Source organism: Escherichia sp. E13S3 (genome assembly GCF_004212325.1).
In the GTDB taxonomy this organism is placed as follows: Bacteria; Pseudomonadota; Gammaproteobacteria; order Enterobacterales; family Enterobacteriaceae; genus Escherichia.
Genome location: NZ_RHJR01000007.1, coordinates 255,753 through 273,112 on the forward strand (window position 1 = coordinate 255,753; position 17,360 = coordinate 273,112).

General features: G+C 48.0%; 20 protein-coding genes. 2 read left to right on the forward strand and 18 right to left on the reverse strand.

Annotation, left to right across the window (positions count from 1 at the left end; genetic code table 11):
* Positions 1 to 177 precede the first annotated feature (177 nt).
* A complete protein-coding gene (ldtB, locus tag D9597_RS09130) occupies positions 178 to 1,098 on the forward strand; it encodes a L,D-transpeptidase (RefSeq protein ID WP_001056379.1) in 921 nt (306 codons plus the stop codon).
* A gap of 217 nt (positions 1,099 to 1,315) precedes the next feature.
* On the opposite strand, the gene D9597_RS09135 is transcribed toward ldtB, so the two are convergent.
* The 4 genes from D9597_RS09135 to D9597_RS09150 form a co-directional block, all read right to left on the reverse strand.
* Positions 1,316 to 2,434, reverse strand: coding sequence for an anion transporter (locus D9597_RS09135; RefSeq protein ID WP_130222172.1), 1,119 nt, complete (start codon positions 2,432 to 2,434; stop codon positions 1,316 to 1,318).
* Entirely contained in the window at positions 2,431 to 2,898 is a 468-nt protein-coding gene (mntR, locus tag D9597_RS09140; RefSeq protein ID WP_130214798.1) for a manganese-binding transcriptional regulator MntR, read from the reverse strand. The genes D9597_RS09135 and mntR overlap by 4 nt, the downstream gene beginning before the upstream one ends.
* A gap of 324 nt (positions 2,899 to 3,222) precedes the next feature.
* Complete coding sequence (locus tag D9597_RS09145) at positions 3,223 to 3,912, reverse strand: RloB family protein (protein ID WP_130222173.1); 690 nt, start codon at positions 3,910 to 3,912, stop codon at positions 3,223 to 3,225.
* Positions 3,912 to 5,177, reverse strand: coding sequence for an ATP-binding protein (locus D9597_RS09150; RefSeq protein ID WP_130222174.1), 1,266 nt, complete (start codon positions 5,175 to 5,177; stop codon positions 3,912 to 3,914). Before D9597_RS09150 ends, D9597_RS09145 begins: the two co-directional genes overlap by 1 nt.
* A 937-nt stretch (positions 5,178 to 6,114) precedes the next feature.
* On the opposite strand from D9597_RS09150, the gene D9597_RS09160 reads away from it, so the two are divergent.
* The gene (locus tag D9597_RS09160) at positions 6,115 to 6,579 is read left to right on the forward strand and encodes a serine acetyltransferase (RefSeq protein WP_240780426.1); all 465 of its coding nucleotides are present in this window, start codon (positions 6,115 to 6,117) and stop codon (positions 6,577 to 6,579) included.
* A 54-nt stretch (positions 6,580 to 6,633) separates the two neighbouring features.
* Here the strand turns inward: D9597_RS09160 and D9597_RS09165 are convergent, their stop codons facing one another.
* From D9597_RS09165 to D9597_RS09230, 14 genes are all read right to left on the reverse strand, one after another.
* Positions 6,634 to 8,337 carry a hypothetical protein gene (locus tag D9597_RS09165; RefSeq protein WP_205712907.1) on the reverse strand — a complete coding sequence of 568 codons (1,704 nt, stop codon included), beginning with the start codon at positions 8,335 to 8,337 and terminating at the stop codon, positions 6,634 to 6,636.
* Positions 8,337 to 8,882, reverse strand: coding sequence for a hypothetical protein (locus D9597_RS09170; RefSeq protein WP_130222176.1), 546 nt, complete (start codon positions 8,880 to 8,882; stop codon positions 8,337 to 8,339). The genes D9597_RS09165 and D9597_RS09170 overlap by 1 nt, the downstream gene beginning before the upstream one ends.
* Positions 8,854 to 9,579: a hypothetical protein gene (locus tag D9597_RS09175; RefSeq protein WP_130222177.1), complete on the reverse strand. Its 726-nt coding sequence runs from the start codon at positions 9,577 to 9,579 to the stop codon at positions 8,854 to 8,856. Before D9597_RS09175 ends, D9597_RS09170 begins: the two co-directional genes overlap by 29 nt.
* Complete coding sequence (locus tag D9597_RS09180) at positions 9,569 to 10,156, reverse strand: tail fiber assembly protein (protein ID WP_130222178.1); 588 nt, start codon at positions 10,154 to 10,156, stop codon at positions 9,569 to 9,571. The genes D9597_RS09175 and D9597_RS09180 overlap by 11 nt, the downstream gene beginning before the upstream one ends.
* On the reverse strand, positions 10,156 to 11,730 hold the full coding sequence (locus tag D9597_RS09185) for a phage tail protein (protein WP_130222179.1): 1,575 nt from the start codon (positions 11,728 to 11,730) through the stop codon (positions 10,156 to 10,158). The genes D9597_RS09180 and D9597_RS09185 overlap by 1 nt, the downstream gene beginning before the upstream one ends.
* Positions 11,731 to 11,740: 10 nt before the next feature.
* Positions 11,741 to 12,328: a phage tail protein gene (locus D9597_RS09190; RefSeq protein WP_130222180.1), complete on the reverse strand. Its 588-nt coding sequence runs from the start codon at positions 12,326 to 12,328 to the stop codon at positions 11,741 to 11,743.
* Entirely contained in the window at positions 12,321 to 13,505 is a 1,185-nt protein-coding gene (locus tag D9597_RS09195; protein ID WP_130222181.1) for a baseplate J/gp47 family protein, read from the reverse strand. The genes D9597_RS09190 and D9597_RS09195 overlap by 8 nt, the downstream gene beginning before the upstream one ends.
* A complete protein-coding gene (locus tag D9597_RS09200) occupies positions 13,502 to 13,831 on the reverse strand; it encodes a DUF2590 family protein (protein ID WP_130214817.1) in 330 nt (109 codons plus the stop codon). The genes D9597_RS09195 and D9597_RS09200 overlap by 4 nt, the downstream gene beginning before the upstream one ends.
* Positions 13,828 to 15,795, reverse strand: coding sequence for a phage tail tape measure protein (locus D9597_RS09205; protein ID WP_130222182.1), 1,968 nt, complete (start codon positions 15,793 to 15,795; stop codon positions 13,828 to 13,830). Before D9597_RS09205 ends, D9597_RS09200 begins: the two co-directional genes overlap by 4 nt.
* A gap of 187 nt (positions 15,796 to 15,982) precedes the next feature.
* Positions 15,983 to 16,240 (reverse strand): putative phage tail assembly chaperone, encoded by a 258-nt coding sequence (locus D9597_RS09210; RefSeq protein WP_040080370.1) that lies wholly within the window; start codon positions 16,238 to 16,240, stop codon positions 15,983 to 15,985.
* A complete protein-coding gene (locus D9597_RS23310) occupies positions 16,227 to 16,415 on the reverse strand; it encodes a hypothetical protein (RefSeq protein ID WP_040080371.1) in 189 nt (62 codons plus the stop codon). The genes D9597_RS09210 and D9597_RS23310 overlap by 14 nt, the downstream gene beginning before the upstream one ends.
* Positions 16,387 to 16,725 carry a hypothetical protein gene (locus tag D9597_RS09220; RefSeq protein WP_130222183.1) on the reverse strand — a complete coding sequence of 113 codons (339 nt, stop codon included), beginning with the start codon at positions 16,723 to 16,725 and terminating at the stop codon, positions 16,387 to 16,389. Before D9597_RS09220 ends, D9597_RS23310 begins: the two co-directional genes overlap by 29 nt.
* Positions 16,725 to 17,066 carry a M15 family metallopeptidase gene (locus tag D9597_RS09225; protein WP_052912098.1) on the reverse strand — a complete coding sequence of 114 codons (342 nt, stop codon included), beginning with the start codon at positions 17,064 to 17,066 and terminating at the stop codon, positions 16,725 to 16,727. The genes D9597_RS09220 and D9597_RS09225 overlap by 1 nt, the downstream gene beginning before the upstream one ends.
* The gene (locus D9597_RS09230) at positions 17,053 to 17,355 is read right to left on the reverse strand and encodes a phage holin family protein (protein ID WP_130222184.1); all 303 of its coding nucleotides are present in this window, start codon (positions 17,353 to 17,355) and stop codon (positions 17,053 to 17,055) included. The genes D9597_RS09225 and D9597_RS09230 overlap by 14 nt, the downstream gene beginning before the upstream one ends.
* Between the last annotated feature and the right edge of the window lie 5 nt (positions 17,356 to 17,360).

The following is a 17,360-nucleotide window of genomic DNA, read 5'->3' on the forward strand; positions in this document are numbered from 1 at the left end:
CCATAAGTCTGAAAGAAGATCCCGTCCCCCGCTTAAGGTCTACACTCTTCCCAAAGGCAAAAAATGTGATTTAGTACACATCTGATTTCACTGTTAGCTGGAATGAACATATAATGCGCTTCCAATACTCTAATATTCTCAACCTAATGGCCTGCCAGGCACTAAATCTCGCTTAACATGAATATGAAATTGAAAACATTATTCGCAGCGGCCTTCGCTGTTGTCGGCTTTTGCAGTACCGCCTCTGCGGTAACTTATCCTCTGCCAACCGACGGGAGTCGCCTGGTTGGTCAGAATCAGGTGATCACTATCCCTGAAGGTAACACTCAGCCGCTGGAGTATTTTGCTGCCGAGTACCAGATGGGTCTTTCCAACATGATGGAAGCTAACCCTGGTGTGGATACCTTCCTGCCGAAAGGCGGCACCGTACTGAACATTCCACAGCAGTTGATCCTGCCAGATACCGTACATGAAGGTATCGTGATTAACAGCGCAGAGATGCGTTTGTACTACTATCCGAAAGGGACCAACACCGTTATCGTGTTGCCGATCGGGATTGGTCAGTTAGGTAAAGACACACCTATCAACTGGACCACCAAAGTAGAGCGTAAGAAAGCAGGCCCGACCTGGACACCGACCGCCAAAATGCACGCCGAGTACCGCGCAGCAGGCGAACCGCTTCCGGCTGTCGTTCCGGCTGGCCCGGATAACCCGATGGGGCTGTATGCACTGTACATCGGTCGCCTGTACGCTATCCACGGCACCAACGCTAACTTCGGTATCGGTCTGCGCGTAAGCCACGGCTGTGTGCGTCTGCGTAACGAAGACATTAAATTCCTGTTCGAGAAAGTGCCAGTCGGTACTCGCGTGCAGTTTATTGATGAGCCGGTAAAAGCGACTACCGAGCCAGACGGCAGCCGTTATATTGAAGTCCATAACCCGCTGTCTACCACCGAAGCCCAGTTTGAAGGTCAGGAAATTGTACCGATTACTCTGACGAAGAGCGTGCAGACAGTGACTGGTCAGCCAGACGTTGATCAGGCGGTTCTGGACCAGGCTATTCAAAACCGTTCCGGGATGCCGGTTCGTCTGAATTAACCTTCAAAACTTAAAGCAGAAGGCGGAGTGATAATCCGCCTGAGGCTGCTGATGGCAATACATAATTGCCTGATGCGCTACGCTTATCAGGCCTACGCAGAACCTGCAATATATTGAATCCGCAAGTTTTTGTAGGCCGCATCCGGCATGAACAAAGCGCGTATTACCAACAATCAGAGGCGGACACTAATAATCCGCCTTTTTAATTTGCCCGACCTTACCCCGCCGGGATCATAACCAACAAAACATATCCCACCAGCGCCGCCCACAACAGCATCGGTATTGAATAGAGATGGAAACGCCACCAGATACGGCGATCGTTCGCCATCCGTAGCGCAATCAAATTTGCCAGCGATCCGGGTAATAAACCAAAGCCACCTACGTTTACCGCCCATGCCAGTAGTAAAGACGGTGGCACATAATTGAGCAGCAAAATCGTGCTCGGCACGTTACTGATTACCTGCGATAAACCAATCGCCGTCAGCCATAATCCAGGTTCAGATAAATGACTCACGTTGCTCAACACGCCCTGTAATACCGGAAGTTGGGTCAGTAAATGGACGTCGATAAACATCGCCATAAACACCAGCAGCAACGTCCAGTCCACGCTCAGCACCACGCGACGCGCCAGCAGCGCAAAGCCCGCCGCCACAATCACCAGCCCCCACAGCTCTTGTTTTAGCTCAAGCGTCGTAAGAAAGACGATATACAGCCCCAGACAACTCCACACCAGCCGAGGCTTCCACTCCGGCATCTGCGAACCAGTATGGTATTGCAGCGCCTTTCCAGGGAAACAACACCAACACAGCAGCAGTAGTGTCAGCATCATCGCACCAGCCAGCGGGGCCATTTGGGCAATAAAACCGACAAACGAAAGATCAGAGCGTCCCCAGATTAGGATATTTTGCGGATTGCCAATCGGCGTCAGCAACGATCCGGCATTCACCGCCAACGCCTCGAAAATAATCAGCCGATTAACCGGGATCTCACACAGTCTTTTTAGCGTGATGGTCAGCGGAACAACAATAAACAGCGCGACGTCGTTGGTCAGAAATGTAGAAAGCAGCGCCGCTGCCAGCACCATAAACATCGCCAGTCGACGCTCAGTAGCAAAACGGCGCACCATTTTGCGCCCAAGCACATCAAAATAACCGCTTAACTCGACGCCTTTGGTCAGCAGCATCAGGCCACTTAAGGTGATGATGGTGTGCCAGTCAATAGCGCCAGGCCAGGACTTAGGTGTGAAAGGAACGAAAAAACTTAATCCGATGCCAACGAGAATTAATAACTGAAAAAAGCGATCGCCTTGCAGCGTGCGTAAAAAAGGCAGACTCATTTGGCACCGTGTTTCTGGGTAAACAAACGAAAGGCGTCCAGCGTCTCTTCACTGACATGGTGCTCCATGCCTTCTGCGTCGCGACGGGCTATTTCCGGGCTAACGCCCAATACCAGCAAGAAGTTTTCAACTATCTGATGCCGCTCGCGGCTTTCCTGTGCCAGCTTCTCTCCTTCCGCCGTTAAAAACACGCCACGCCAGGGGATCATTTCAATCAATCCCATTGTTGCCAGGCGCTTAAGCATTTTAGCCACCGTAGGTTGAGAGACTCCCAGACGGGCGGCCATATCAACCTGGCGCGCTTCTCCCACCTCCATCATCAGGTCAGAAATCAGCTCAACGTAATCGTCGATAAGCTCACGGCGATGTGCCTCTCTGACCTGGCGGAATCCTTCAACGTGCTCTTCCACGTTCACTAACTGCGTCACTTTTTTTGCTGTTGGCGTACCTGCGCGACGACTCATTGTGCTTCCTCATTATGGTGACGCATGGATAGCGTTCTCATTTCGTGCACACATTGTAAACCAGAGTTGCTAAGGCACAAAAATTTAACGTTTTAGCAATAGCTATATAATATAGCTTTCTGAATTCATCAAAAGCAGCGTATATAGGTAGTTTTCAATAACAAAATAGTCTAAGTGTCGCAAAAATGTCTCACGTAGCAAAAACGAATACTGGTTAATTTATGCGCTATCCTATCCGGGCAGCATTAATCAATTGATAAAAAAGCCACATATGTGGCTTTTCAGATACCTTCACTAAAAACCAATTTCCTACAACTGATTAAGCTAAGCAGTTTTTTTCAACATCTCTGGTTGATTAAGTTTTTGTAAAAAATCCACAAGCTTATGAACTTTTGTTGCAGGATTTTCAACTCCACTTGCTAATATTGCCTTCTCTAATCGATTTGCATGTTTCATTGCATCTGGTAATTTCTCAAGCAATTGAGTGAATATTTTCTTCGAACCCTTACCATAATCTGGCATGTGGCTTTTTAGTCGAGTGAGAACCTGGTTCCCTGCACTATTCCCGCTTAATCTTTCAAAAGATGCTGCAGTATATTCATGATGCAAGAGCAGCCAAAATTCAAAGCAAGGCACTGAGTCAATTATTTCATAAACACCATATGGGGTTAACTGCCTTACAGTTTCCTTCGCAGTCTGATAATCAGGGTGCGCATCCCTGTCAATTACGCAAAAAACTCTATCAAATGGAGCATTAGTGTCGCGATGTTTTTTATACACTTCTTTCGCAAAATTCACGACACTCATCGGGTTGGAACCACATTCACCACTAATTTCAACATTCGCAGAGTTTAAACTATAATACTCCCTAATCTCTTCAAAATAATTGGGTTCTGTTTTACTACCTTCACAAATAATTAAAACCTTCAAATAAGGTGAGCGAGTCTGCCCCTTTCTCCTGAATGAAGATAAGCTTTTAGGCTTACGCCTATTTTTAAAATCATCTCTTGCCATTACAAGAACTCCACTTTTCTGATGAAAGGCAAAGCCCCATACCTTCCTTCTAAATATGAAGTTTCTAAATTATCCCTACCTTTTCTTGGGCTAAAATCAGTAAGAGGATACAACTTAGTCGATTTAATAGCATCTTTCTCACAGAACCAAATTTGGTCTCTTCTAAAAACACTTTGATTTAGAATAGATGTTTCATGAGTGGAAAAAACAAGCTGTGCGTTTTTAGGATTTGTTTCTGGATTATTAAACAACCCTACTAAGAAACCTACTAGCTTAGGATGAAGGTTGTCATGTAACTCATCTATCATTAGCACATTGCCCTCATTAAGACTATCAATCCAAGGTCCAGCAAAGCTGAAAAGCTTGCGTGTACCATCAGACTCAGAATCAAAATCAAATGGTACTAATCGACCTGATGTATTTTTATGAAGCGTTTTAATATTATAGCGTTCTTCATCTTTTAAATTCTTAATCATCATTTCTTTAAGCGATTCAGGCATTCCATCAGGAATATCATTGGGATTGAATTTTTCTTTGGTTACAAGAATATCATCAATACCCACATCAGCGGCTTTCAAAAACTTCAGAACATCCTCTTTCTTATTCTCAAAGCACAGTTCCGCACTGAAATCATTGTTCCAGCCAGCCACATTTGTAAACCGCAAACGACAATTAAACCAGTCATATATAGGTCTTAGTTGATGACTATTAAGCTGAACTGCCGTGGATAAAAACAAAGCATTTGGCCTTGTAGACTTTTGCCACGTTTGTTTCTCACCATTTAATGATGCCCCCATATCCCAGTCATATTCTTCGGCATCCGCATTCCAGGCACGAACAAACCATCTTTGCTGTCTGCCTTTAGGAAAAGCAAAAAGCCACTCCTCATGAATCATTTTTTGTGTTGCTGTAAATCCATACTGATATCTTGTTCCATTTGCAATAAAACTAATATCAAACTCAGTAGGTTCATTTATGAAAACATCATCAAGTTTGAATGGCTCTACTGGCAAAGAATCGCCAGCTTTGTAGCGGGTTGCAGATTGAACAATGATAGCGGCCATGGTATCCACACCATCCATAAAGTTCGATTTGCCTGCCGCATTGGCACCGTAAATCGCAGCAGATTTTAACAATTCAATCTTGTTTGGCTCATCCAATTTGATGATATTATCTCGTAACTCATTGATTTTAGAAGCAACCATTGAGAATGTTTGTGTTTCTGCAACTGATTTATAATTTTTTATTGAAAATTCAATAAGCATAAGACCTCCATAGAATACCCTGAAGATACTCCAAAAACCGCAACAAACAAGGATTAATCTCCTGATTATGGCAAAATCCGTCAATTTTACTTGTTAAATTATGCTTTATGATGATTTTGCCTCCTGATTTTTCACATCCTTTCCAAAATAGTTGAATGAAATGCCATCAATTTATTGTATACATTAATGTTCAGTTTCCTCCTTGTTCTCTATTCCCCCTTGTCCCAGACCAACTCTAGTATCATCTGTAAAATTAGAATTCTATGATTTAATCTAAACTATTCAGCCAACATCAAATAAATAAATTTTATCCTTATATATCTTGTAGTTATATCTTCACCCAGTTTCTAGAACGATCCATAAAACTGAAAAACACTGAAATTCTTTTCAATCTTTTCAGTTTCTGTTCTCCGCAAAGCCGCCAGTAATGGCGCGGTCTGGCGCTCTGGTTTGTAGAAAAATAAAACTGGAAAAATTTCCAGATCCAGAAATCGCAGGCGGGTGCGGTGTAGTGCCGTTTTTGTCAGCGAAGGATTTATTTTGTCGCCATATCACCATACCGACACAACGCTACAATTCTGATCTTTTATACTTAGTGACCAAGTTAGGTTTGTTATTAAAGGGTTAATAAACCGTCTGACGACGTCTATGGCAAGATAAGAAAGATGTTTTGTTAGCAATTCAACTAATTATTTTGGATTAAGTAACCAATTATCAGTTCCGACCACATAACTTAATGTTGTTAGCAGAAAATCAGATCATTCTCATGTACGATAATCCTCAGGATTATTAGGGAGAATAATTTATGAGTAACAACAAAAAGTCGCATTATGAGGATATGAAGAAGTTGTTGTGCGCGGACATACTGCACAGTAGTAAAAAATTCTCCTGGAGGAGAATCATACTACGTTGCTGGAGACAACCCGGACACAGATTCATGTGTTGGTGGAGGATAGCGAATTGCCTTTACTGTCAGGGAGGAAAATCAAGTATTAAGTGGGCACGAAGAATCCACCGGAGACTTGTTTCAAAATACAATACTGATATTGGATTGGGGGCACAGATCGGGGAAAAATTCAAAATTTATCACTTCGTTGGAATAGTCATTTGTCCCCAGGCTGTGATTGGAAAAAATGTTCGTATCCGACAAAACACAACGATTGGATTAAAAACAGTTGAAGGAATCAAAGCCATCAGGATCGGAGACAATGTCGAGATTGGCGCAAATTCATGCATCATCGGTGATGATCTGACCATTGGTGATAACGTGACAATTGGTGCTATGTCATTCGTTAACCGAAACATTCCTGCCAATAGTGTCTTTATAACCCGCAGAGCCGTACAACTACTACCGCTTGATACGCACTCCACCTCTAACTATTCTGAACTACACAACAAGTGAAATACTGCTATTAGTAAGTCCCGAACGTTTCAACTTATCATGTGAGTGTCAGCATTAGGCAATAATCCCCTGATATTTTTCCCGGGTCTGCCCGGCTTTCGTCCCTGTCTGGGTGAACGCGGCGGCATTGGTTGGCGTCCCAACGGAGGGGTGCGAATGGCTCGCGCATTGCTGCGCCAGCTCTTCCAGTAAATCAATGGTGTCCAACATCATGGTTAGGGCGTTGATACTCTCACTGCCAATATGGACAGTTGCCCCCATGACCTGCTGACCTCCAGCGGCCACTGATTTACGCAATGCGGCAATCTTCTCTGTCAGGCTTTCGCCAACCTCCACGACTACAGCCCCCCCCACTTTAGTGGACTGCTGTCCTGTTATGTCCGTTTCTTCGTTTCCTTCAATACTGGACAGCCTGTTACCTTTCACCGCCTGACTATAATCACCGGCGCTGACCTGCTGGATGGCTCCGGCCAGCAATGTGGCGGTTCCCAGTACCGTAGTTTTATCCGTGGCTTTCACCGTGGTTTCACGGCTGACCAGTTCGCGCTGTTCCGTATCGGCTTTTACGGTTCGAGCCATCGATGTTTCGCTAATGGTCTGATCGGTCTGCCTTACCCAGTCTCCAGCCTGAGTCACCCTCTGGGATACTTCTTCCCGCTGCTGCTGTAATTGCTCACCGGGTTTAACGTCCGGCAGGCTGGTACCATCCGGTAGCGTCTGCCTGATAAAGGGTTTATCCGGTCTGCCTCCCGTGAACGCGACCTCAACCAGTGTCCCTTCTGGCGGAAACTGAAACATGCCTGAATCATTTCCGGCCATTGGTACCGGCAGCGGCACCGCTGAGTAAACAGGCGTCTGATTGTCCGGGTTTCCGTCTGCGTCAAGCAGCTGCACGTCCACGGCATAACGTGGCCGGAAGGGATCGGCAAAGTTACCACTTTTTACCGGCTCTGAGTGCGCCACGACTCTGGCCGTCTTTGGCAAATGAAGCCCGGATGCCATTTCCGGGTAATGGCTTTCAATCTGCCGTTGCACCGGCGTTTTCTGCAAAGGTTTACCCGTTGCGCGGTTTCTCGGCGTCCATGTGATCGCCATCGTGTCATTCGTCAGGTGAACTTTAGTCACGCGCTCACCGTTCATTTCTACCCCTGGCCGCATTGTCTGGATCACAGGTAATGTCACAGAGTTACCGCAAGCAGCTCCCTGGCTGAACTCTGACGGGATTTCTACGGGGCGACCAGCAAACAATGACTTTTCTGCGCCACCGACGTAAAGCGAACCATCAGGCAACTGGTACCAGATGTAATCCTGGATACTGAACGCTCTTCCCAGATTGTTCAGCAACTGATAACCAGTACCGTTATGGGTAAAATGTGGGATAGGGGTATCGCTGTACTGTGCGTCAGGCACACTGACCGTGATCCCGCTGTTTTCTTCCAACCAGACCGCAATCTCATGCAAAGTCGGGTGTTGAAACGAACATGGCCACATCCTTTCAAACACACCTGCCAACTCACGAATGAACAGACGCTGAAAACCGTTTTCAGCGGGCTGCGATCGCTCCACGTACCCCGTAAACCAGCGCAAAAGCAGATCGGTATAGCCCACATCCAGCCGCACCAGTTTTCCGGTGTAATCTGTTGTTGTCTCTGCAGTGATGAAGCCCCGGCCGCAGCTGTTCAGCTCCAGTACCAAGCTGGCATCCACCAGGTGAACTTCATCCATTGAAAGGTATAGGCGTTTTACTGGTTTCATCATTAACCCAAAGCATCATTGACGGGCTTCAGTACCTTGCGTTCAAACCACGTCAGTTTTTCTTCATCTTCTCCGGCAGACTGGCCACCGGACTGTCCCGCACTAACGGCAGTCTGTTTTTTTGCGGTCGTCTTACCTGTTGCCCTAGCCTCTTGCTTTTCCTGCACGCTGATATGTTCCGCCAGTGTGAATGTCACCAGCCAGGACATTTTCCCATCCTGCTGGGGGGCATCCACCGTTCCGCTGAACGTTGCTTCACGAAAATTAACAGCACGGGCAACTTCATGCACCACGCGGTATTTCTGGCGATTACCACTGGCATCGGTAGTACTGGCCAGCTCAAAAATACGCTTTAGTATTCCAGGCTGTTTAAAAGGTATTTCACCGCTGATCCGCAGTTCCTTTCCCTTTGCTCCCTGCTCTGATTTTGTTGTGGCGCTGGTCTGGCCGGACTGATCTTTATCCTGAAATTGCTGTGAAACAGTCACCCGCATGTTTTTCAGCTGGATGGCCTCGCCATTAAGCGCCAGTGTCGGGATCGAAGTCATGAATCATTCCCTTTATTCCATCAAGATTATCACCAACCAGCATCATGGCAGCGGTGTAAACGGCAGGCTGCTGCGGAATGTCCTTCATCAGTTCCAGTAACGTGGTGCCGGTGTCTCCGCTGGCAGTAAAAACCCACGCTCTGGCACTTTTTCCCTGTAAATCATTCAGGCCGCTGGCCACATCACTGATAAGCTGGTCACGCAACTGCGTGAACTCGCCCAGCTGTTTTTTCAGCCCTTCGATATCAAACCCGGCACCCGCCACCTTTTGTGCCTGACTGATTGCAGCAGCAGATAAAGCTGCCCTGCTGGTTGGTACAGACAGTGGAATGGACGCAGGTAACGCTTCGGCGGCTTTCGCCGGAATTTGCATCTTTTCAATAGCCAGCGCTGCGGCGGATTGTGCCAGCCGTTTGACCTGCGTGAATGCCGGAGCGGGGAAAATCCCGACCAGGTTATTCAGGCTGGTCATAAAGTTTTCCTGCGTCTGTCCGGTGACCATCATAATCACCACATCCGCATTCCCCCCTGTTCCGGCCAGGCGTTCAGCAAGATAGCGAACGGCATTTACCGGGCTGAGATATGCCCCGTTCGCTGTCTGCTGTCCCAGCCCATAAATCCACGGATGCGCAGGGATGATCGAACAGTTCAGCGCAGCAACAGAATCCGTGAAGGCCAGATGTGCTTCACGCCACATTTCCAGGTATCTCCGGCCATACAATTTGCGGCGCATTTTCCGGTTGAATACGGTTCAGTAAAACGCGGTATTTTTTCCAGGCGGTAAGCAGCAGTGCTTCTTCTTCGGTCGCCATGTCTAAATCAACGGCATCCTGCAATGTGGCAATAGCGTCATTGGCCTGTTTAAGTAGTCTTTTCTTTTCGGTGCCTGCCTCGCTGACTAATGCAATTCGCATGGCATCCGCATCATCCACCCACGCCTTACCATTCCATTTTTGCCAGGCATTAGCCGGTGCTAACGTGGTTGTCCCTTCCGGGTAAGCGCCTGGCTCGGTGATCACCAGCTCATTGCCGTTTTCTGTATCAAACAACACCTCACCACGATGATCCTCACGAGAAACCCATTTTTGCTTCTCTGAATCATAAATTGCCACAAACCCCTCTTTTATTACCGGTGGTTTTATTGTGGTGCAGTTGGCTGGTAGTCCGGTATGCGCAGGTATAAAAGCGTCACCCAAACCAATAAATTCATTCGTGTCAGAACGCAGGTTATAAACGGTAACTGTTTGATCCGTTTCACTCATTTTAAAAGTCATTATGCGAGTCTCACTATGTAGTTAAATACGATGTTTTTAACGGTCGTTTCTTCATTGCCCGACGCGGCGACGGTAATGGTGTGACTGTGTGCGCCTATTGCTACGGTATGAGAGTGAGCTCCAATTCCTACAGAATGGTTATGTGCGCCAATCCCAACAATATGAGCATGGTTGCCAGCCAAATCCGTATTACCAGTTGTTACGTTATCGCCGCCCTGACCTCTATTGATATCTCCGTTTTGAGTGGCCTGCCCCTTAACATATGTATGAGTATGTGCACCAGTTGTATCGGTTGTTTTGGTTCCGTAATCAAATGTGCTCACAGCTCTAGTGCCGTAGTCAAAGGATGATGTTGACTTCGTCCCCAGATCGGTACTGAATGCACTAGCGGTGTGGGCATGGGATTTATTGCCATCATCTTCATAGGACAAAACTGCACGGCCATCAGGTTTTCCTTTGATCGTCTGGCGGCGCATATCAGGAAGAACACCTGATGGGTATGCAATAGCCAGTCGCTGGTAAGCCACTGGATCAAACACCTGCCCCTGCATGATTGCGTGACCCGCTGGTGGAATATCAGTAGGCCAAGGAAGTGGTACTCCAACCGGCACAACATCGCTAATGCTTAAGACCGCCAGCTCACCCAGCCCAAGATTTTTTCTGGCTTCCGCCTTGTCATTGATATCGGCAAGGTTTGCATCCTTACGCAAAAAATCGCTGCTGGCCTGTTGATCGCTCAGACTGCCTTTTGGCCTTAAATCCGTGATGTTGCCATCCACATCAATGCTGGCCACCGCAAATACAAAATGCTGAATACCGTTCTGAACATAATCAGTCAGATTTTCTACAACCGTGACTTTACTCTGTACACTCCAGACACTGCTCAGAATCCCTGTCCAGCACACATCCAGCCAGACTTTTACCGACTTTGTCGTCACTGTAATATCCTGATTCGCATCCAGTGACACACGCAGTCCAGCCACATACCCCGTGCCTTTCGTGACATAAAACTGATTGCCGGTTTTGGCTACCAGATACCCGTTACCAAAAAACGCCGCCGCGCCATAAATATCTGTATTTTCCAGACGCTGGCGCTCATCAATTCCGGCCAAACGTGCAGTAAAATCAATCTGCCAGGTTTCAGCAGGCGTATTAATCCCAGTTTCTGTTTGTGCACCGTTGTACTCCATCAGAAACGAGCGGGTCAGCACGTTCCCCTGTTGCCCTTCTTTTGTTTTCAGTTTCTGCTGTGCTGGTGCATGAACAATCATTGCCAGCGTACCGCTGGCCTTATTGAGCAGACCAATCCAGTTAAAACTGAAATCCCCCACATCTGCGCCCAGCACTACGGAATAGACCACCCTGTTTTCATCCACCACACCGGTACGGGTAACAGCTTGCCGGTGAACAATCTGTGCTGTCGTGGGCAACCCTTCATTGCGATCAACAGGGATATCCGCGTTTAAATCCGGCACACTGGCAAAAACAAATTCGTCCAGTAGTACCGGTTCACCTGTTGCGCCCTGCTGTGCTTTCCAGTTTTCAAACGCCAGTGTGATGGCTGTCTGTGACATAAAAATCTCCTTACAAACTCGCGCTGAATGTTGCGCTGCGGGCTTCCGTCCCTGCTAACGTCGCCGGGTAAACCACATATTCCCCATGATCCCACCCAGCCCGGATTACCAGGTTTTCAGACGTGATCACCTCAAACTGATAACGGCGGCATGTTCGCCCGTACTGGCGGATTATCTGGATCAGCAGCTGCGTGTTGTCTGCAATTTGGCTGTCTGTAACCCGAACCAGAATCACATCCCAGTCGATATTCGGTTGCCGTTCTAACAGTTCCACATAACCGATGCCCAACCGGTCAAAGATATTGATAAACCCCTGTACTGAACCAGCATCCCGCGCATTCACGAAGGCAAAAGCCACGCGTTTGCGAAACAGGCTCAACGGTTCACCATCAAAGCGGGTAATATCCCGGTCATAAGCCAGCAGGTTCAGTAATGCCGGTGTACACGTCAGCGGATCAAACTGATTTATTGGCCAGGTAACCCAGTTGTAAACCTCAGCCCAAAAACGCTGCGCCGTTTTCAGCAATTTCCCCGGTTCGCCTTTATTCATCCAGGAAGGCAAGACCATCCCGGCCAGCTTTTCCATAAACTCATTCATTATCAATATTCACCGTCAGTGATTTCAGACGCGGCACGCCCAGTTCACTGGTAATGTCTCCGAGCGAAAATGTCAGTGATTCCGTCTGTGCAAAGGTTTTATGAATTTCCCGCCCCAGTTGTGAAAATGAAAACCGTGAATATGGCCACGTCTTTCTGACGTCAAAATCAGCATTTTCACGAAAAGCGCAGCGGATAATGTTTTCAACGTCATCCTTCAGGCTTTTTCTTTCCTCATCACTGAAATTATTCAGATTCTCGACATAAACCGTAACGGCCAGATCGTGAAACGTTTCCGGCATGGGATAACACTGCATATCATCACCATGCCCGTGATGCCCCTGGGTGTTGATATAGTCATTCACTGCATCCAAGAACGGTGCCGATGTCACCCCACTATCCAGCAATAGAAATGCGTTTGCTGTTCCAGGTCCCCTCGGTGCTTCATGCTCAAAGAAAATCCTATCGATACTCAACCCAGCAACGCTGGCGATCATTGAGCGATAAACCGCATCAGTGTGGTAATTCCCCACCAGATTGAACTGATTGCGACAACGCTCGCGCAGTTCATCATCGCTCTCCTCGTCAGCTCCCGGCACGGTCAGCCAGTTTTCCTCACTGGCCACATGGCTGATACCACTAACCGCCACCGGCAGAATGCGGTAGTATCCAGGCGCAAGGTTATAAGCGCCCCCGGTACCAGTGGCTTGCACCGGCAGTAATGCGCTGGCTGCACTGGAAGCGATCACCACATCTTCAGTGGTGGCCAGCTCATAAACTCGCCCGTTAATCCGTTCTGTCTGGATAACCGTCCCGGCTTTGACCGTCACAACGGCCTTTGCATCTTCTTTGAAGAACCGAATCACCCCCTGTGCAGCGCTCGCCGGTTTTGCCGTGACGTTCACCGCCCAGGCCAGCAAACGCAACATGCTCCCGCTGGCTGTGGCCACAAACATATTGGCCAGCACGGTTAACACCAGAACATCTTTAAGCCACATCACCGGGGCGGTCACAATGGCGGTGATTAATCGCCAGAACGGTGACATTCGGGATGTATTGGTGATAATTCCCTCATCCGCTGCAATCGCATTGAAGCGTTCCCGCACTTCGGCTTCCGTTACCGGCATACCGCTGTCCTTCACCACATCTTCAAAATCAACCTGCGGTTTTTCCGTCATAAATCCACCTGCGCAGAGATCCCACCAAAATCGTATGTACTCGCGGTTACCCACAGCCGCTTCTGACTTTCTTCACTGATTTCCACCGTACCCGGCACAATGCGTTCATCATATTCAATCAGTAATTCCATACGGGTAAAAATATCCGCTCTCATTGTCGGGCTACGTTCGGCTATTAATTCCGTAGCCAAACCACTTTCAATAATGGAATGAATAATGTCCTGTCCGATGCTTTTTCGGTTATTACATAATTCAGGTTCATTACCGGTATTCAGAACAAAATCACCGCCCTGAATCAGCAAATCAATATAAAGAACATTACTCATGCACCAAGCTCCTGCCATTCCATAAGCTGGAGTGGAGAAAATGCTTCTTTGATATGGAAATGCACTTCACCAATTTTCCGGCTGTTATCGATTACAGATGTTGTGTTGCTGCTGATTGTTTTACTGATACCACCATTATCCACACCTTTTAAATCGCCCCCCGTAGACAGCGTATTACCAGTTAGTGGCTGTAAGGTTTCACTGGCCAGAGAAATATCCACGCCGGGAATTTCATTCAGTTTCTGAACAATCCAGTTCCACGACTTAAGAAATCCCTCTTTGATTGAGTTCCAGACAATATCAAACAGCGACATAATACCGGTGGCCATTCCCTTTAATGCCTCAGATGGTGAAAATCCTGTCAGCATAGAAATGAAGCTGTTCCATCCATCACTGACATATTGCCAGGCTAAAACAAAGATCCCCGCTAGCCATTTCACTACGGCAGCACATACCTGAAAGGCTTCGGTATTCATCACCGATGCTTTTATCGTGTTCCAGTGCTTAACCAGCAGATAACAACCAGCAACAAGCAGCGCAATGGCACCAATCACAAGCAGGATTGGCCAGCTCATCAGATTGATACCAATTCCGGTCATCATTGCGGCCATGCGTACTGCCAGTAACGCGCCGCGTAAAAACTTCAGCGTGGTATTCCAGGCGATTACCGCCATTTGCGCCAGCCAGACAGTCGCCGTGTAGATTTTCGTAACCGCCGTTAACGCCCCCCAGATCCCACGTAATCCCATCATGATGAATCTGGATACCCCCATCACGATATTGGCAACCGCACCCACGGCGGCAAAGCTCAGTAGTGCCACCGACGCATAACCAATCACACGGGCAATGTTAGGAAATAACTGCATCCAGCGTGCAAAGGTCTGCCCCATATCAGCCAGGCGATTCAGAACCGGATACAGCACCGGGATCAGCGTCAGTCCGGTCACGGTCTGAATGGCTTTCAGGATTTGTACAAAGCGATCCCACGGCTTAACCATTTTTTGTGCCATTTCCTGGGTACGCTTCAGTCCGTCCGTACCGCCCAGTTCGGTGATGTTCCGCTGAAGTAACGCGACATTGCCGTAAAGATGTTTAACCACTGCCGAACTGTCACCAAAGGCTGCATCCAGTTCCGCCTGGGCTTTCAGATTCCCTTCAAGGCTTTTGCCATATTTGCCTTGCAACTTGATCAGCATTTCAGGCATGGACAACATTTTGCCGGTGGAGTCAGTAAAGGACAGCCCCAGCTTTTTAGCGCCATCAACCGCGCCGGTCATAAACCCTTCATAGGCGCTGCTGGCTTCTGTTCCCAGCGTCCGCTGAAGTTGCCCCAGCACGGCCAGTTGTTCATCCAGTCCCACGCCGTAGTTAGTCCCGACGCCGCGCGCACCTTCCATCAAATCCTTGATAGTGGCCATTTCTGTGCCAAAGGTTTTGCGCATATAAACCATCTTGCCTGCCAGCTGCTCGGCAAATTCAACCTTGCTCAGTCTGGTGGCATCGGCGGAAAAGTTACCGAACATCTGCCCCATAAATTCCGCCGTGTCCGCCGCTGTGGACTTGAGCGCAAAAGCCAGGGTATTGGCGACTTTCGTCACCTTCGGCAGTTCATTACCCGTCAGTCCGGCAATGGAAGCGTTAATATTTTCCGTGGATTTAACAAACTCCACCGCACTGGCACCATAGGTTGTGCTGAAGCGCAGTGCATCACGCTGAACTGTCTTAAGTGCTGAATCATCAATACCTTTTGCGGCGGCATCATTCAGCGCGTCATACATTTCAATTGCTGGTGATAAAGCACTTTTGATCTCCATCCCGATACCTGCCAGCGCCAGAACGCCACCACCGATCTGCATAAAGGCTGCTTTTGATTTTTCCGCAAAGCCGGTGACGTTACCTTGCACCTGTTTTAACGGGCGGGATAATTTATCAATCAGGCTTAATGTAAAATCTAATTGTTTCATTCATTGCCTTTAAATGCTTTTGCCACACCATTGGCCACGGCTATTTCCGTATATTCCCAGTGACGATTGTCCAGCCAGATAGCGGCGGCGATATCATCAACGGAATCCTGACCATGCGGTAAATAATGACGGCGTAGAATTAAATATTGTTCGAGTCCATTTATTTCAATTTCATGGACTCGATTTGTCAGTTTTTTACTTCAATTTCCAGTTCAGGCGCATAAATATCATTTACTTTGCCAACCAGTTGAAGTGCAGCACCCGGACGTTTTAATACTTCTGCCAATGCTTCTTTACTTTCCGTTGCCACAATTCGCGTCAGATAGTTATGTGCTGGGGCAATTTTATTATCCATCGCCATTTCATTAATAAATTTGTTGTAGGCGGTCTGATTTGGCTCAAAAACAATATCAACACCACAAACACACAGTTTAATTTGTTCCATCTCTAATACTCTCTCTTAAATTAATTTCGTCCACTAACTGATTATGACGCGCAGCACACTGGCCATAAATTTCAAGATAAATCGTCAGTAATTCTGCTGCGTCTTTACCCGTGGCACCATTCAGGCGCGGCAGCTGCGTGGCGCATTTAGTTTTCAGGTTTTCCTGATAACGCACGTTCGGTACCGACTGCGGCGCTGTTGTACATGCTGACAAACTCATCAGACAGGCAATGATTAGTAAAAACGGGCTTAAGTATTTCCGTGCGTATCTCTCGCGGTGCCACATTTTTTAACGCCTCCAGTTTATCTTCCAGCGCTCTGGCCGAATCACTGGCAATACCCTGCATTGCTTTTCGCGATTCATTACCGGCCACCTGCGCCGATGTATTGATTGCCAGCTCTAAGCTATCACGCCGCCAGTCAGCGGTTAGCCAGCCCCAGACAAACGCCAGCGCCACCACAACCAACCACTGCCCGCTGCTCATCAGCGCACCCCGTTATGTTCCAGACTGAAATGATTACCATCAGGTCTGGATTTGAAGCGTCCGCCCCAGGAACCACCCAGTGATTCCCAGTATTCCCCCAGTGGCAGATAATCTTCTGTACGGGTTTTGTACTGACCGTTCACGAACAGATTGAAATCCACCGCCAGCCGCTGGGTGTGCAGGCTGTTAGAAATGCCGCTGCCTTTCTTCGCATTCAGCGCGGCCTGTTCTGGTGTACGGTAAGCCTCACCGAACGTCAGTCTGTAGCCATGTTCTTCTGCCCAGTGGATCAGACTGGCCACCATGACTGTGAATAATTGCTGTTTTTCACTCAGGGTCATTTGTCTTGCTCCCGTTCTGCTTTCCCGCTGCACGTCTGCGCAGCCACACTTCCACCGCCTGATAACCGGCAATCCCCAGCGCCGCCCCCAGCCCCTGAATGGCCAGCGGGCTGGCATCCGGGATCTGAATTAGTACCGCCCCGGCCACCACTGAAACCAGACTGCCCAGGATCACGCGACCGGCAAACAGGCGCGGCGTGATTGGGTCATTACTGGTCAGCACATTGCCGATGGCAATCAGTGCGCCAATGATCAGCAGTGAATAAAAGCTCTTTTCATGTTCCTGCATCCCTG

Excerpts from the sequence above, each read along its gene's own strand:
- D9597_RS09165 (WP_205712907.1), bottom strand. The coding sequence starts at position 8,337 with ATGATGAAACCAGTAAAACGCCTATACCTTTCAATGGATGAAGTTCAC.
- D9597_RS09205 (WP_130222182.1), bottom strand. The coding sequence starts at position 15,795 with ATGAAACAATTAGATTTTACATTAAGCCTGATTGATAAATTATCCCGC.
- D9597_RS09150 (WP_130222174.1), bottom strand. The coding sequence starts at position 5,177 with ATGCTTATTGAATTTTCAATAAAAAATTATAAATCAGTTGCAGAAACA.
- D9597_RS09225 (WP_052912098.1), bottom strand. The coding sequence starts at position 17,066 with ATGACCCTGAGTGAAAAACAGCAATTATTCACAGTCATGGTGGCCAGT.
- mntR (WP_130214798.1), bottom strand. The coding sequence starts at position 2,898 with ATGAGTCGTCGCGCAGGTACGCCAACAGCAAAAAAAGTGACGCAGTTA.
- ldtB (WP_001056379.1), top strand. The coding sequence starts at position 178 with ATGAATATGAAATTGAAAACATTATTCGCAGCGGCCTTCGCTGTTGTC.
- D9597_RS09200 (WP_130214817.1), bottom strand. The coding sequence starts at position 13,831 with ATGAGTAATGTTCTTTATATTGATTTGCTGATTCAGGGCGGTGATTTT.
- D9597_RS09135 (WP_130222172.1), bottom strand. The coding sequence starts at position 2,434 with ATGAGTCTGCCTTTTTTACGCACGCTGCAAGGCGATCGCTTTTTTCAG.
- D9597_RS09230 (WP_130222184.1), bottom strand. The coding sequence starts at position 17,355 with ATGCAGGAACATGAAAAGAGCTTTTATTCACTGCTGATCATTGGCGCA.
- D9597_RS09195 (WP_130222181.1), bottom strand. The coding sequence starts at position 13,505 with ATGACGGAAAAACCGCAGGTTGATTTTGAAGATGTGGTGAAGGACAGC.
- D9597_RS09145 (WP_130222173.1), bottom strand. The coding sequence starts at position 3,912 with ATGGCAAGAGATGATTTTAAAAATAGGCGTAAGCCTAAAAGCTTATCT.
- D9597_RS09170 (WP_130222176.1), bottom strand. The coding sequence starts at position 8,882 with ATGACTTCGATCCCGACACTGGCGCTTAATGGCGAGGCCATCCAGCTG.
- D9597_RS09180 (WP_130222178.1), bottom strand. The coding sequence starts at position 10,156 with ATGACTTTTAAAATGAGTGAAACGGATCAAACAGTTACCGTTTATAAC.
- D9597_RS09190 (WP_130222180.1), bottom strand. The coding sequence starts at position 12,328 with ATGAATGAGTTTATGGAAAAGCTGGCCGGGATGGTCTTGCCTTCCTGG.
- D9597_RS09220 (WP_130222183.1), bottom strand. The coding sequence starts at position 16,725 with ATGAGCAGCGGGCAGTGGTTGGTTGTGGTGGCGCTGGCGTTTGTCTGG.
- D9597_RS09160 (WP_240780426.1), top strand. The coding sequence starts at position 6,115 with ATGTGTTGGTGGAGGATAGCGAATTGCCTTTACTGTCAGGGAGGAAAA.
- D9597_RS09210 (WP_040080370.1), bottom strand. The coding sequence starts at position 16,240 with ATGGAACAAATTAAACTGTGTGTTTGTGGTGTTGATATTGTTTTTGAG.
- D9597_RS09185 (WP_130222179.1), bottom strand. The coding sequence starts at position 11,730 with ATGTCACAGACAGCCATCACACTGGCGTTTGAAAACTGGAAAGCACAG.
- D9597_RS09175 (WP_130222177.1), bottom strand. The coding sequence starts at position 9,579 with ATGTGGCGTGAAGCACATCTGGCCTTCACGGATTCTGTTGCTGCGCTG.